Source organism: Ilyomonas limi (genome assembly GCF_005233845.1).
Taxonomy (GTDB): domain Bacteria; phylum Bacteroidota; class Bacteroidia; order Chitinophagales; family Chitinophagaceae; genus Ilyomonas; species Ilyomonas limi.
This window is the reverse complement of sequence record NZ_SZQL01000016.1, coordinates 106,871-120,737: the sequence shown is the minus strand read 5'-3', so window position 1 is coordinate 120,737 and position 13,867 is coordinate 106,871. Positions and strand designations below refer to the sequence as shown.

At 40.8% G+C, this 13,867-nt stretch carries 14 protein-coding genes; 9 read left to right on the top strand and 5 right to left on the bottom strand.

What is annotated here, in order from left to right:
* Positions 1-7 precede the first annotated feature (7 nt).
* Genes FC093_RS18230 through chrA form a run of 3 tightly spaced genes read left to right on the top strand, consistent with a single transcriptional unit; the run spans position 8 to position 2,134 of the window.
* The gene (locus FC093_RS18230; RefSeq protein ID WP_137263242.1) at positions 8-742 is read left to right on the top strand and encodes a hemerythrin domain-containing protein; all 735 of its coding nucleotides are present in this window, start codon (positions 8-10) and stop codon (positions 740-742) included.
* A gap of 46 nt (positions 743-788) precedes the next feature.
* Positions 789-1,001 (top strand): hypothetical protein, encoded by a 213-nt coding sequence (locus FC093_RS18225; RefSeq protein WP_137263241.1) that lies wholly within the window; start codon positions 789-791, stop codon positions 999-1,001.
* Complete coding sequence (chrA, locus tag FC093_RS18220; RefSeq protein ID WP_137263240.1) at positions 989-2,134, top strand: chromate efflux transporter; 1,146 nt, start codon at positions 989-991, stop codon at positions 2,132-2,134. Before FC093_RS18225 ends, chrA begins: the two co-directional genes overlap by 13 nt.
* 210 nt (positions 2,135-2,344) lie before the next feature.
* Here the strand turns inward: chrA and FC093_RS18215 are convergent, their stop codons facing one another.
* The 5 genes from FC093_RS18215 to FC093_RS18195 form a co-directional block, all read right to left on the bottom strand.
* Entirely contained in the window at positions 2,345-3,085 is a 741-nt protein-coding gene (locus FC093_RS18215) for an SDR family oxidoreductase (protein ID WP_137263239.1), read from the bottom strand.
* Between the two features lie 113 nt (positions 3,086-3,198).
* Positions 3,199-4,131, bottom strand: a complete 933-nt coding sequence (locus FC093_RS18210) for a helix-turn-helix domain-containing protein (protein ID WP_137263238.1) — start codon at positions 4,129-4,131, stop codon at positions 3,199-3,201.
* Positions 4,132-4,390: 259 nt separating this feature from the next.
* Positions 4,391-4,924 carry a dihydrofolate reductase family protein gene (locus FC093_RS18205; RefSeq protein ID WP_137263237.1) on the bottom strand — a complete coding sequence of 178 codons (534 nt, stop codon included), beginning with the start codon at positions 4,922-4,924 and terminating at the stop codon, positions 4,391-4,393.
* 558 nt (positions 4,925-5,482) lie between these two features.
* Complete coding sequence (locus FC093_RS18200; RefSeq protein WP_137263236.1) at positions 5,483-5,926, bottom strand: DinB family protein; 444 nt, start codon at positions 5,924-5,926, stop codon at positions 5,483-5,485.
* Between the two features lie 358 nt (positions 5,927-6,284).
* A complete protein-coding gene (locus FC093_RS18195) occupies positions 6,285-7,766 on the bottom strand; it encodes a malate:quinone oxidoreductase (protein WP_137263235.1) in 1,482 nt (493 codons plus the stop codon).
* A 492-nt stretch (positions 7,767-8,258) separates the two neighbouring features.
* Between FC093_RS18195 and FC093_RS18190 the strand changes: the two genes are divergently transcribed.
* From FC093_RS18190 to treZ, 6 genes are all read left to right on the top strand, one after another.
* A complete protein-coding gene (locus FC093_RS18190; RefSeq protein ID WP_137263234.1) occupies positions 8,259-8,681 on the top strand; it encodes a hypothetical protein in 423 nt (140 codons plus the stop codon).
* Positions 8,682-8,913: 232 nt separating this feature from the next.
* Complete coding sequence (locus FC093_RS18185) at positions 8,914-9,879, top strand: IS481 family transposase (protein WP_137263233.1); 966 nt, start codon at positions 8,914-8,916, stop codon at positions 9,877-9,879.
* 129 nt (positions 9,880-10,008) lie between these two features.
* The gene (gene trmB, locus FC093_RS18180) at positions 10,009-10,713 is read left to right on the top strand and encodes a tRNA (guanosine(46)-N7)-methyltransferase TrmB (RefSeq protein ID WP_137263232.1); all 705 of its coding nucleotides are present in this window, start codon (positions 10,009-10,011) and stop codon (positions 10,711-10,713) included.
* Positions 10,694-10,906 carry a DUF5522 domain-containing protein gene (locus tag FC093_RS18175; RefSeq protein ID WP_137263231.1) on the top strand — a complete coding sequence of 71 codons (213 nt, stop codon included), beginning with the start codon at positions 10,694-10,696 and terminating at the stop codon, positions 10,904-10,906. The genes trmB and FC093_RS18175 overlap by 20 nt, the downstream gene beginning before the upstream one ends.
* Positions 10,907-11,199: 293 nt before the next feature.
* On the top strand, positions 11,200-11,571 hold the full coding sequence (locus tag FC093_RS18170; protein WP_137263230.1) for an MGMT family protein: 372 nt from the start codon (positions 11,200-11,202) through the stop codon (positions 11,569-11,571).
* 193 nt (positions 11,572-11,764) lie between these two features.
* Positions 11,765-13,603, top strand: a complete 1,839-nt coding sequence (gene treZ / locus FC093_RS18165) for a malto-oligosyltrehalose trehalohydrolase (protein ID WP_206106615.1) — start codon at positions 11,765-11,767, stop codon at positions 13,601-13,603.
* Positions 13,604-13,867 lie beyond the last annotated feature (264 nt).

Below are 13,867 nucleotides of genomic sequence, written 5' to 3'. Positions count from 1 at the left end.
AAATACAATGAAACAAAAAATCGATCATTTCAATGAAGATACAAACACACAGCGCAGAGACTTTGTAAAGAAAAGCTTGATTATTACCTTTTCGGGAGCGGCAGGTATTCGCTTGCTTTCGGGTTGCAAAGACAATGATGAAAAAGAGGAAGGGGAAGGACAGGAAGTATCGCCACCCGAAGATTTAATGCAGGAGCATGGACTATTAAACAGAGTTCTTTTGATTTATGATACCTGCAAAACACATCTTGTAAACAAAACAGCTTTTCCAAAGGAAGCGTTAAGCAATGCTGCAAATATCATTCGCACATTTGTTGAAGACTATCACGAAAAACAGGAAGAAAATTATTTATTTCCCCGCTTTCAGAAAGCAAATCAACTAACTGATTTGGTAAGTGTGCTCCTGCAACAACACCAGGCAGGCAGAAGATTGACAGACCAGATTATACAACTGACGAAATCGCAAACAGTAACAGACGCAGAAAATCAACAACTCATTCAACTGCTTACTTTATTCAATACCATGTATCGTCCGCATGAAGCGCGAGAAGACACCGTTTTATTTCCTGCATTCAGAAAAATAGTTTCAAAGAACGAATATGACAGTTTAGGAGAAGAATTTGAAAACAATGAGCATAAATTATTTGGTAATGATGGTTTTGAAGCAATGGTGAATAAGGTAGCAGCTATTGAAAAGTCATTAGGCATTTACGAGTTATCACAATTTACACCGCAGGTGTAATTTACTTTTCGATAAACAAAATTATTAACCAATAAAAAAGTATGTTATGGAAGAAAAAAATACCAGTAATCCAATGGAGCATACTGCCAATGTAAAGAAGGAATTCAGGGCACTGATTGACCATTTACGCAGAGACGTGGAGAGATTACAAGACCCATCAGCAAAGGCATTATTTGAAGTGTCTGCAGAAGTGATAACAGGTTTGGAGAAAGCTTTTAATGATTATGAGCAAAAGAATGAAGCCGCTTGGAAAAAGTAAAAAAGCAGGTAACAAACCGGAACTCACTTTCGGAAATAGCAAAGCTGTTTTTAAAATTAGGCATCATTGGCTTTGGTGGTCCTGCTGTACATATTGCCCTTATGCAGGAAGAAGTAGTCAGGAAAAGAGCATGGATGACCGAAGAACATTTTTTGGACCTCATGGGCGCAACCAATTTAATACCGGGTCCTAACTCCACCGAAATGACCATGCATATAGGTCACGAGCAGGCAGGCTGGAGAGGGCTGATTGTAGCAGGTTGTTGTTTCATTATTCCAGCTGTGATTATTACTGCTTTTTTTGCATGGTTGTATCAGCAGTACGGACAATTGCCACAAGTGCAGCCATTCATTTATGGTATTAAGCCTGCTATCATTGCCGTAGTGCTGTCCCTAATGATTGGTTTGGGAAGAAAAGCATTGAAAAATGTTGAATTGGGAATTATTGGAATATTGGCAGCGGTTGCGGTATTAGCAGGCTTCAATGAAATCTATGTGCTTTTTGGTAGTGGTTTTTTAGGCATGATCATGTATCTTTTAAAGAACTCAAGCAAAACAGCCAATGGCATATTCCCCTTTGTGCTATTGCAAATCTCTAACACCAATACCAGTTTATCAGACATCAAACTTTTTCTCACTTTTCTTAAAATCGGTTCAATCCTTTACGGCAGCGGTTATGTATTATTTGCTTTTTTAGACGCAGAACTGGTAGATAAAGGATTACTCACAAAGCAACAATTGGTAGATGCCATTGCCGTAGGCCAATTTACACCTGGTCCTGTTTTTTCATCAGCAACCTTTATCGGATGGCAAATTGGCGGTGCAGCAGGGGCAGTTGCAGCTACTATCGGTATCTTTCTTCCATCCTTTTTATTTGTAGCATTACTCAATCCTATGATACCACAACTAAGAAAGTCTAAAATTATGAGTGCTTTCTTAGATACCGTAAACGTGGTTTCCATTGCCATTATCTTATCGGTGATTGTTGAAATTGGCAAATTGACATTATTAGACTGGCGAACAATTTTAATTGCTTTGTTCAGCTTTATCGTTACTTTCTTCTATAAGAGGTTAAATACAGCTTTTGTTATCCTTGGCGGTGCTGTCTTCGGCTATATTCTGTCACTTATCTGATTATGGTAGAAGTTCCTTGTGTCGGCTACTGGTAGCAGTGTGACAGCTAACCAGACTCAAAAGACTAAATTACCAGCCTCGTTTAGTTCGCTTGGTGTAAATCTATGTCCATACATGGTGTTTAGCTTTGAGCAGCTTTCCTAATACTGTTTAGCAACCCTGAACGATACCTATTTTGCTTTCACTTTATCGGTTGCCAAAAATTTGTTGTTAAGCCATTCCACCATTGATTCCGATATTTTGTGCGTTGATCCATTTAGCATTATCACTTGCAAGAAATACCACCACTTCAGCAATGTCACCGGGTTCACCAATTCTTCCGAAGGGATTAAGTGATGCCAAACGATCGATTTGTTCCTGTGATTTACCATTCACAAACAGTGCAGTGTTAGTGGGGCCGGGTGAAACAGAATTGACATTGATACCCCGGCTTCCTACTTCCCTCGAAAATACTCTTGTGAGTTGTTCAACAGCAGATTTTGTTGCCACATAGGTACCGTAAGTAGGAAGCATTAAACGGTTTACACTGGTAGAAAAGTTGATGATACTTCCATTGTCTGCAAGCCGGGTGGCTGCTTCGCGCAAGGTATTGAACACACCTCTTACATTAATGTCGAACTGGCGGGTGAAATCTTCATCGGTGGTATCTTTGAGCAATTTAGTGATCATTATGCCCGCATTGTTTACCAGCACATCAAGTTTGCCGTAGTGTGCAATAGATTGATCGAAGAGCAATTTCACATCTGCAGCTTTGCTAACGTCGGCCTGCAAAGCGATGGCATCACCACTGTTTTCTTTAATAAATGCCACTATGCTGTCGGCTTCGGCCTTGTTGCTGGCATAATTGACAATTACTTTAGCGCCGGCAGCAGCCATTTTTTTAGCCACTTCAGCTCCAATACCTTTTGAAGCTCCTGTTACAAGAATTACTTTATTTGATAAACTTTTCATGGTTCCTGTCATTTACGTGAGTATTTATTGTTGACATGGCAAAGGTATGTTAGCCGGGCCTACCTGCTGTTACAAGGAATACTGCATTCATTGCAAATTTTAAAGAGGAGTTATCAGCGCGATGCTTCCAGCCATTCCTTCCGGTATTCTACCGGTGAGATGCCCGTATGTTTTTTAAAATAATTGCTGAAGTGAGCCGTTTCGGAAAAGCCTAAGCGATATGTGATTTCTTTGATTGTTTCAGAAGTGTTTTGCAATAATGATTTGGCTTCGGCAATGGTTTTAGCGGTGATCCATACAGTTATAGGCTTTCCTGTTTTGCTTTTAATGACATTACTTAAATAATTCGGATGAAGGTGTTGTGCATCGGCATAGTCCTTCACCCTGAACACGGTTTCCACCTTACCGGCACTCACTTCGCGGTAATGTTTTTCCAATAAACGCTTGAAGGATTTGACGATTTGCGAACTGCGGTTGCCTTCATCTATCGGATTGTAGTCGTTCCAGAAGTATTCTTTGATGCGGTATAATAAAACAGCAAGTAAATGCCCTATGATCTTGTATTTGGCGGAAGATTCGCCGGTATATTCTTTATAAATCTGCTGGTATAATTTTTCAACAGAATTATAAAATTCATCGGTTGCTATTTTTGGACTTACCGTTTCAGTTAGTAAAAAGGGAAAGTCTTCAAAGATTTCTTTGCTTACATATTTTTTGAGGAACGCTTCATCGAAGGTAATGAGATATACTTCTTCAATGCTATCCCAGCCAAAAGTTCTATAGTTACTTGGGTTGGTAAAATAAATTGAATGTGGCACCGTCTTAAAAGAATATTCGTCAATAGTGTATTGACCCGAACCATCCTTTACAAAAAGAAAGGAAAAATAATCGGGGCGGAAAGATGGTGACCGGTAAGGTAGTTCGAATCCAACCGCTTTAAGGTTAACAATCGTAAAGCCAACTGCAGGATCAATCATGTCAACTCCAAATCCTAAAAGCTGATATAAATCGTAAAGTGTTTTTGCCTCCGGGTTGTTACTATTCATGTAGCAGCGCGCTGTTTTAAAAATGGTATATAATGTCTCTCATAGCTTGGCGCTGTAGCGGTATTCCGTGTTCTGTTTGTTCATACCTGAAACCGGTTAAAGAGTCAATATCAAATCATATCTTATTCTTTAATAGCATTCAGCCATACCAGGGCCGCTGCCGAACAATGAATCTACTACTCATGCTGCGCTGGGCTGTTCCCATAACAACAAATTACCTGTTAGCAGTTCAGCCTTTGTCTGGTTGGGCCTTTAAACATTACTTCTTTCGTCTGTAATGCAGTTGAATTAGACCTGTATCAAATGATTTTGAACTCACCAGCTCAAGTTGTTGTTCGGGTCTGCCGTCTTTAAAAAGTCTTGTACCATTACCAACCAATACAGGAACGACAGAAATGATAAACTCGTCGATGAGATCATTTTTTAAAAGTTCGTTTATAATCTCTGCGCCACCATCACAATAGATATTTTTCCCATTTTCACTTTTTAGCTGTCGTATTAATTTGGTTAAGTTTCCCGTGTAAAACTGCGTTTTACCAACATTTGGTCTTTCAGTTCTTGTAATAACATAAACATTTCTTTCCCCGTTATCATAATGAGAAGTACCAATTTCTCTAAGCACCCAATCGTAGGTTTTTCTTCCAAGAATGATGGTGTCAATAGTTGAAGTAAAATCTGCATAACCATAATCTTCTCCTTCTTTTTCTACTAACTTCAAAAAACTCAGATCATCATTAGGCTTTGCAATATAACCATCCAAACTTGCTGCTATGAAAAGTGATAGTGTTCTCATTGGTTCTTGTTTGTCTTGCTGATTGGTGTAGTCTCGGCCTGACTGCTAACGTCCATCGGCTTTGCTTTTGTGATGGACATCTGTGGTTCGTTTGCCGAATATAGTACAAAAGCGTTATTGAAAAACTTCTGTTAGCGGCATAGGCATTTTTATCAAAACGGTTCAAAACAATTGTAATTTCTTGGCCGGTATATTTTACCGTCTTTAAATTCAACAATTTGTGCAAAATGTGCTGTCTTTTGTTCACCCTAAGAAATGTTGCCTAACAGAATAGCAAGTATCCTACGCCAAATACACTTCAATGCAACAGTACCGCCAACCGGTATTAGATTTTTGGCTTCGTATTCTTGTTTGGTTAACAGTTTACTGCCTTTTTCAGAAGCATCTTTTAAATCTTTTGGTGTTCTTGCTGTTACGTTTTTGTAACTCCATCTGGAAATGCTGTTTGCTCAAAATCAGAATGATAAAGCTTTATAAACTCGCCTGCTATTTTTGGTCTTCTAACATTTTAAGAAGCCAGGCACAAGATTTTTGTTGGTGTCATTGAGGCTTATAATATTACCGTTTGTAAAAAATATAGTCTGTTAAAAGCGGTTCAAGTCCACTTTGTCTAAATTCAATTGCAATTTGTCCCCTATGATAAGTTGAATGATTAACCACTTGAAATAATATATCCCGAACACTGTTACGGAAATCTTGTCCATTAGTGGTTGTATAGTTAATTGTGTCGTTCAGGTCAAACTTATCAAGTATCAGCAACGAATGCTCATGGTTCACTTTATCAATGTCTTTGCAGTCTTGAATAAGATGAATTTCCCAAATCCCAAAAGGTGTTTGCTTAGGTTCAATTCTGTTGTTCCAAACCCGGTGAGCATTAAGAATATGGCTATACAACTTTATTGACATGTCCGATGTTTTATCGGCATTATCAGTAAAAGTGTCCCACAATTTTTGATTGAAATAGTGACTGTACTCAAATAGTTCTTTAAAAAATGATTTCATTTTTTTATATGTCGCTTCTGTCTGTTGTATGCCGTTCGTTGCCTTGGCTATTAACTCTCAAATATATACAATTCATAGCTGCGACCTTACGCAAACTCATCCAACGTTAGGCCGATTTGCACAACAGGGCTTGCAACATCACTTTGCCGAATATAAATATCAAGCCATCATTAAGATAAAACATTCGATAAAATAGGTTTACAAAATAGTTCACCATGTGGATAGCAGTTTGCTGCAAACATATCACTTACACTTACGGTGCGTATAAAAAGTTTAACCCTATAAAACAACTACGTGGAACAGTATGTAGAAAACTCCTAATGCTGTCCCACGTATATAAAGAACCAATTGCATTTGATCACAATTTCAACACCCTGCTCGTATAAGCCCGCACTTCCGCACACAGCTTAGCATCGCTGCCCAGCGGCTCGCCGTAAGAAGGGATCATTTGTTTTAGTTTTTGCTGCCATTCCGGCGTTTGCATTTCTTCTTTAAAGCAGCGGTTTAATACGGTAATCATAATAGATACTGCCGTAGAAGCACCTGGCGAGGCACCCAGCAAAGCCGCCAGCGAGCCATCTGCCGCGCTCACTACTTCGGTTCCAAACTCCAGTATGCCGCCTTCTTCTTCGTCTTTTTTTATTACCTGCACACGTTGTCCGGCTACTTCCAGCTTCCAGTCTTCCAGCTTAGCTGTAGGTACAAATTGCTTCAGTGCTTCCAGCCGGTCTTCGGGCGATTGACGTACCTGTTGTATCAGGTATTTGGTTAGTGGTATATTGTGCCAGCCTGCCGCCATCATGGGAAAAATATTTTTGATGCGCAGCGAGAGTATCAAATCGAGCCACGAGCCTTGTTTTAAAAATTTGGTGGTAAAGCCTGCATACGGGCCAAACAGCAACTCTTTTTTCCCTTTAATAAAGCGCGTATCCAAATGCGGCACGCTCATGGGCGGCGAGCCCACAGGTGCTTGTCCATATACTTTTGCATTGTGCTGGGCTATTACTGCTTCGTTTACGCAACGCAGCCACTGACCACTTACAGGAAAGCCTCCAAAGCCCTTGCCTTCTGGTATGCGCGATTTTAATAACAGCGGTAATGCACCGCCACCGGCACCCAAAAAAACAAATCTTGCAGCCACTGTTCTGGTTTTTTCGTTGGTATTATCCTTTACCCTAAGCCGCCACCTGCCTTTTTTATCCTGCTTCAGCGTACGTACCTGGTGATTGAAATGGAGTGAAACGCCTTCTGTTGTTTTCAAATGGTCGAACATGCAGCGGGTAAGCGCGCCAAAGTTTACATCGGTACCCAGGTCCATGCGTGTAGCAGCCATTTCCTGGTTCGGATCCCTGCCTTTCATCATCAGCGGCATCCATTGCTGCAGCGTATTGTAGTCTTCGGCATATTGCATGCCTTTAAAAAGATGGCAGGAAGTGAGGGCTACGTATCTTTTTCTCAAAAATTCCACATCGCCATTCTGCACAAAGCTCATGTGCGGCACTTTTTTTATAAAGGATTCCGGCACATCTATCAGTTGCTTTTCTATCATATATGCCCAAAACTCTTTGGATATTTCAAACGATTCGGCAATTTTTACTGCCTTTTTCGTATCTATAGTACCATCCGGGCGTTGTGGGGTGTAGTTTAGCTCGCAAAAAGCCGAGTGACCGGTTCCGGCATTATTCCAGGCATCCGAACTTTCGGCAGCCGCTATATCAAGCCGTTCAAAAATGGAGATTGACATATCGGGTTGTAACTCCTTTAGCAGCATGCCCAGCGTAGCACTCATGATACCGGCACCAACAAGCACTACATCTACTGTAGCAATTCTTTCAAACATAGTTTATTGTTGTATGAAATAGATGTATATAAAAAATCGCGCCGCAAAGGTAAGGATGAACATTGGAGTGTGGGCTAAACAAATGTATTTGTAAAGAAAATGCAACGATAAAAATGAACAAAAAGTAATAAATATTGCACGCACACCAACTATAATTAAGGGCTTTGATTCCATATTATTCAGGCCGGATAAATTAAATTCAGCAGGAGCAATACGTTAATAGCAGAATATCAATGAATGAGAAATCGGTTCCTGCGGAAATGTACCGTTTTTAGAAGGATACACAATTGATTTGTCCCGACACTCCGTCGGAGTCTCCTAAGGAAGCGCCTGCAGGGTTCCATACTTATCTGCTATAAACAGTATGCCTCTGGTGGCACTTAGCTGTACAACATCGTACTTTAATCCTGTATTACTTTGTCCTTCTTTTACTTATAAGTTAATTCTTTGCAGGCATACTTGTTGCATCCATCCAATAAAACTTTCCATACAATGGCCGATTTACAAGCTGAACTGCAAAAGTTAGTAGATACCCTTCAAGAAAAACAAAAAGCATACGACACGTATTTAGATGCTTCCAAAAAGCACAATGATATTATTTTAGCATTAGCCGAACGGCAGCCAATTGATATTACCGATTTTGAAGAAGCCGAAGATTTGTATAACGAAATGACACTGAGCGAAAAAACGTACCGCATTCAAAACGAAGTCTTTAAGCTAAGCCGGCAGGATGTAATAGCCAAACTGGCGCCCGTGCAAAATATCAAAATAAAGTTTACCCATGTTAATGAAAAAAACGACAAAGAAACTACCGACTATTATGTATGGCTGAAATTCAATGCCGAAAACCCCAACGAATCGCAACTGGTACTGCAAAGGCTGGATGACGAAACACATGAGCCATTGTTGTTTTGAGGTGGTTTGATGTACGAAAAAGAGCATTATTTGTGAAGTTTCAAGACATTCGCTACATTTTGTAATTTAGTTTGGATTATCAAGGAAATGATTCAACGCTCGTTTTGAGTATGTGTCTTTTCTGATAAAGGCTCAATAGTATTCCTACAGCTGCAAAAGACATATACTCAAAACGAGCAAGCCTGCGGCAGCATTATTCTATTTCATTACTCTTAACTCCTCTTGCTCTGTAATGAATGATGGAAAACGGCAAATAAAAGCCAGGGAAACATGGGTCAAGTGCTTTGAGGAGTTAGGCTCTGTTAGCAAAGCAGCCAGAAAATGTGGCATTCCCAGATCTACGCTTTACCGGTGGATTAAACGCTGTAATACTGAAGGGAAAGATTGTTTAAAAGGACGTTCCAAACGCCCCAAGAAACTGGCAAAGCAGAAGATCAATGACGACTTGGAACAGTTGATTCAATCCATTCGTTCAACGTACAACTTCGGTCCTCAGCGAATTCATATTCATCTGCTCAGAGTGCATCATATTGATCTCTCATCAGCAACGATCTGGCGAGTGCTTAAAAAGCATCATACACCTGCTATTAAAAAATATCGTAAACACAGTGATTATACCCGCTATAGCAGACCTGTTCCTGGAGATCGGGTGCAATTGGATGTTACAAAAGTTGGAGCTAAATGCTACCAGTTTACAGCCGTAGATGACTGTACACGGCTGAGAGCACTAAAGTTGTATCCAAATAAAAAGGCTGAGTCAACTGTTGATTTCCTGGGCTATGTGCTGGATGTATTTCAATTCCCTGTTCAACGGGTGCAAACTGACTGGGGAACAGAATTCTTTAATGACTTGTTTCAGTATGAGCTGGCAGAGCACTTCATTAAGTTCAGACCTATAAAACCGAGAAGCCCGCATTTAAATGGTAAAGTAGAACGATCGCAACTGTCTGACAAAGCTGAATTCTATTCAACTATTCCATACAAGGAGAGAAATCTGGAATTAGCACCAAGGCTCCTGGAGTGGCAACATTTTTATAACCATAAACGACCACATGCCTCTTTAAATGGAAAGACGCCTTACGAAAGATACTTGGAACTGGAACAACTTATTCCGATCCAACCGAAAGTAACCGCAAAATACTGGGAAAAGGAAGTGGAGATCATCCCAAGAAATAGCAGGTGGTATTATAGAAAATGAAACCTGGATTGTCTCACATCTGTTGAAATATCACAATTTAAGGTACATCTTTATTCTTACGTCTCACTTTTCTCCATTCACAATTGATAACTCACAACTCATCCTACATTTAGTATTTTCGCCACCAGTATGGCACAAAAAAAATTACAGCGTTTTGCAGATATAAAAGAGTTTGCCAATGTACTGGAATACCCGCAGGATATAGCGGGCAAATGGCACACGTTCTTTCATAATCATCACCCAATAATTTTAGAACTGGCTTGCGGTAAGGGCGAATATACGGTGGGGCTTGCGCGGTTGCACAACGATATAAATTATATTGGTGTAGATATAAAAGGCAACCGTATATGGCGCGGTGCAAAAACGGCCCTGGATGAAGGTTTAAACAATGCCGCCTTTTTACGCACGAGTATAGAGCAGTTGGGCGATTATTTTTTGGGTGGCGAAGTAAACGAAATCTGGATTACGTTTCCTGACCCACAGTTGCGTGCGTCCAAACAAAAAAAACGGTTGACACATCCGCGGTTTTTGCGCATCTACCAACACATTTTAAAAGCCACTGGCGTGGTGCATTTAAAAACTGATAGCCCCCATTTATATACCTTTACCAAACAGGTGATTCAATTGTACAACCTGGAGCTGCTCGTAGATAATGATAATGTATATGCCAATGAAAATATAGCACCAGAGTTACGCATACAAACGCATTACGAAAAAATGGACATTGCAAAAAGCAACACCATCCATTATTTGCAGTTTGCCATCAGCCAGCCGCTGCCTTTAGAAAAAGATGAACAATTAAAACTATTGGAACGTGAAGCAATTGCCGGATGATGATGAATATTATAGCGACAATTCAGGACTGGTAATATTTACCGAAGAATACCTGTTGCAGCGTGGTTATTGCTGTGGTAATGGCTGCCGCAATTGTCCATATGATTATAAGATGGTGCCTGAGCCGCGTCGTAGCCGGCTGCTGGAAGAACGAAAAAACAGGGAAGCGCCTCCCCGCGGAAAAGAAGAGTAAATGGAGGCATGCGGATATGTAGAAACGGAACAAAAATAATTATTTGAAACACAAACCTGCCCTGCCTTACTGGTACCGGCTCCCGGCAAGACAGGGGCACGAAGAACTCAGTATTTCACTAAGATTTACTAAAGTATACCCTGTGTAACTTATACTCTTGAACCTTAGTGGTTCCATTCTTCTATGTTTCTGTAATGAAAATATGTTTTATATACTGTTGAAAACAAGACCAGAAATTCACTCTGCGCAAACGCTGCTACTTTGCCGCTGCGGTGAAATAAATTACTAAAACAATGAAAAATGCTGCCACCAAGCAAGATGTACCTGCTCCTAAGCACCAGTCTTTTTTTGAGGACGTGTGGGATGTAGTGCGGCAAGTACCGCCCGGCAGGGTAACAACATTTGGTGCTATTGCCAAATATCTCGGCACCAAAATGAGTGCCCGCATGGTAGGCTGGGCTTTAAATGCCGTTCATTATGTACAGCCGCCTGTGCCGGCACATCGCGTGGTGAACAGGCTGGGCATGTTGAGCGGCAAAGCACATTTCAACCCGCCATCTTCCATGCAGGAGGCATTGGAAAAGGAAGGACTCGTTATTAAAGATGACATTATTCAGGACTTTGATAAATACTTTTGGGATCCTTCCGCAGAGCTGTCTTTATAAACATTATTACAGCTTATGTTCCAACCTTGTCTCTTGACGCTTACCTTACTAACCTCATATTTTGTTTATTTAATATTAAATTTTACTCCTTTTTCCTACTGTTAAATCCGAGGGCTTTGTTTGCCCAATGTTTCACTAATGGCATATACCTTGCTTCTTACGTGTTTTCATGTATAAAACTTTTCCGGCCATTATGAATATCGGAGCACAATACCTTCAAAACAATACAACACGCTTTACCGTGTGGGCACCCGAAAAAGAAACAATGCAGTTGCATGTAGTACATCCCAAAGAACAAAAACTGCAAATGCAAAAGGATAATGATGGGTATTTTAGTGTAACGGCAGATAATGTACAGCCAGGTAGTCACTATTTTTTTAAGCCTGATGGTAAACAAGATTATCCCGATCCGGCCTCCAGTTATCAGCCCGAAGATGTGTTTGGCGCATCTGCTGTAATAGATCACGAAGCTTACCAATGGCACGATGAAAACTGGCATGGTTTGCCTTTTGAAGACTTTATCTTTTACGAATTACATGTAGGCACTTTCACACCTGAAGGTACTTTTGAAGCCATTATTCCTTATCTGAATGATCTGGCGGAAACCGGCATAAATGCTATTGAGTTAATGCCTGTCAATCAATTTTCGGGCAACCGCAATTGGGGCTATGATGCCACATATTTGTATGCAGTGCATCACTCGTATGGCGGGCCAAAGGGCTTAAAAAAACTGGTAGATGCCTGCCATCAAAAAGGCATTGCCGTGTTCCTGGATATAGTATATAACCATTTGGGCCCCGAAGGCAATTTTTTGCCGGAGTACGCGCCTTATTTTACCGATAAATATTGTACGCCCTGGGGCGATGCGCTAAACTTTGATGATGAATGGAGCGACGGGGTGCGCGAATACATCAGTGATAACCCGGTATATTGGTTTAAAAACTATCATATAGACGGTTTGCGGCTGGATGCAATACACGAGATGTATGATAAAGGCGCTATAAATATCTGGCAATTGATGCAACAAAAAGTAGCACAGGCAGAGCAGCAATCTGGGCGCCGTTTATACCTTGTTGCCGAGTGCGACCTTAATAGTCCGCGTGTTGTTAAAAATACCGGAGAGGGTGGCTGGGGGTTTGATGCGCAATGGCTCGATGATTTTCACCATATTTTATATATATTTCTTGATAAAGAGGGCAAAGACCGCTACGTTGATTTTTACCGGATGGAACAGTTGGCAAAAGCTTACAAAGAAGGGTTTGTGCACAGCGGCGAATGGGTACAATTTCGCAAGCGACGGCATGGTACTTCTTCAGCAGGTGTGCCGGGTAACCGCTTTGTAGCTTTTAACCTCAACCACGACCAGGCAGGCAACCGCATTGGCGGCGAGCGGCTGAGTGTGCTGATTAGTTTTGAAAAACAAAAATTGGCGGCTGCGGCGCTCTTGCTTTCGCCATATATACCCATGTTATTTATGGGCGAAGAATATGGCGAAGACACACCGTTCTTTTTTTTCATCAGTCATCACGATACAAGCAACATTAAAGCTGTGCAGGAAGGACGCCGCAAGGAATTTGCCAATTATGGGCTGAGGGAAGGCGAAGACTTTCCCGATCCGTATGATGAAGATACGTTTAACCGCTGCAAACTGCAATGGCATAAGCGCAAAGAAGGTAAGTATAAAATAATGCTGGATTGGATAACGACTTTAATACAACTGCGCCGCACCAACGAAATGCTGAAGAACTTTAATAAGAATAATTTACAGGCATACAATATCAACCAGGATGGATTAATCGTAATCCGCCAGGATGATGCTGGCAAGAAATTTTTGGTTTGTTGTTTTAATTTTTCTGATAAAGCAATTGCTTATACTTTGCCATCTTACAAAGAGCACTGGCATAAAACGCTCGATTCTAAAGAACAACAGTGGATGGTAGATGAAGCACCACAATCATTGCAAGCGGATGTAAAAGGTGGAGAAATTATCCAATTACAGCCTTGCGGCGCAGTGGTGTATAGCAGTTTATAATTTTCCATTATGGAATATGGACAGGATTTAGAACCATAGGTGTTTGAAAGCTGCTGAAGTGCAATCTTACGCTACGTCATTGCGAACGGAGTGAAGCAATCTGTGGATGGTAGTACAATCAAACTAAGCCTTCTATTAAGCCTTCTATATTGATGTAAGGTTGAGCACTGACTGCTTCCTGCTTCGTTCCTCGCAGTCGCAGTGACGATGTTGCTTTACTCTCAAATATAAAATGCATGTTTAAAACTCTTATGCTTAAAAATC

Excerpts from the sequence above, each read along its gene's own strand:
- FC093_RS18230 (WP_137263242.1), top strand. The coding sequence starts at position 8 with ATGAAACAAAAAATCGATCATTTCAATGAAGATACAAACACACAGCGC.
- FC093_RS18225 (WP_137263241.1), top strand. The coding sequence starts at position 789 with ATGGAAGAAAAAAATACCAGTAATCCAATGGAGCATACTGCCAATGTA.
- FC093_RS18215 (WP_137263239.1), bottom strand. The coding sequence starts at position 3,085 with ATGAAAAGTTTATCAAATAAAGTAATTCTTGTAACAGGAGCTTCAAAA.
- FC093_RS18210 (WP_137263238.1), bottom strand. The coding sequence starts at position 4,131 with ATGAATAGTAACAACCCGGAGGCAAAAACACTTTACGATTTATATCAG.
- FC093_RS18205 (WP_137263237.1), bottom strand. The coding sequence starts at position 4,924 with ATGAGAACACTATCACTTTTCATAGCAGCAAGTTTGGATGGTTATATT.
- FC093_RS18200 (WP_137263236.1), bottom strand. The coding sequence starts at position 5,926 with ATGAAATCATTTTTTAAAGAACTATTTGAGTACAGTCACTATTTCAAT.
- FC093_RS18195 (WP_137263235.1), bottom strand. The coding sequence starts at position 7,766 with ATGTTTGAAAGAATTGCTACAGTAGATGTAGTGCTTGTTGGTGCCGGT.
- FC093_RS18190 (WP_137263234.1), top strand. The coding sequence starts at position 8,259 with ATGGCCGATTTACAAGCTGAACTGCAAAAGTTAGTAGATACCCTTCAA.
- FC093_RS18185 (WP_137263233.1), top strand. The coding sequence starts at position 8,914 with ATGAATGATGGAAAACGGCAAATAAAAGCCAGGGAAACATGGGTCAAG.
- trmB (WP_137263232.1), top strand. The coding sequence starts at position 10,009 with ATGGCACAAAAAAAATTACAGCGTTTTGCAGATATAAAAGAGTTTGCC.
- FC093_RS18170 (WP_137263230.1), top strand. The coding sequence starts at position 11,200 with ATGAAAAATGCTGCCACCAAGCAAGATGTACCTGCTCCTAAGCACCAG.
- treZ (WP_206106615.1), top strand. The coding sequence starts at position 11,765 with ATGAATATCGGAGCACAATACCTTCAAAACAATACAACACGCTTTACC.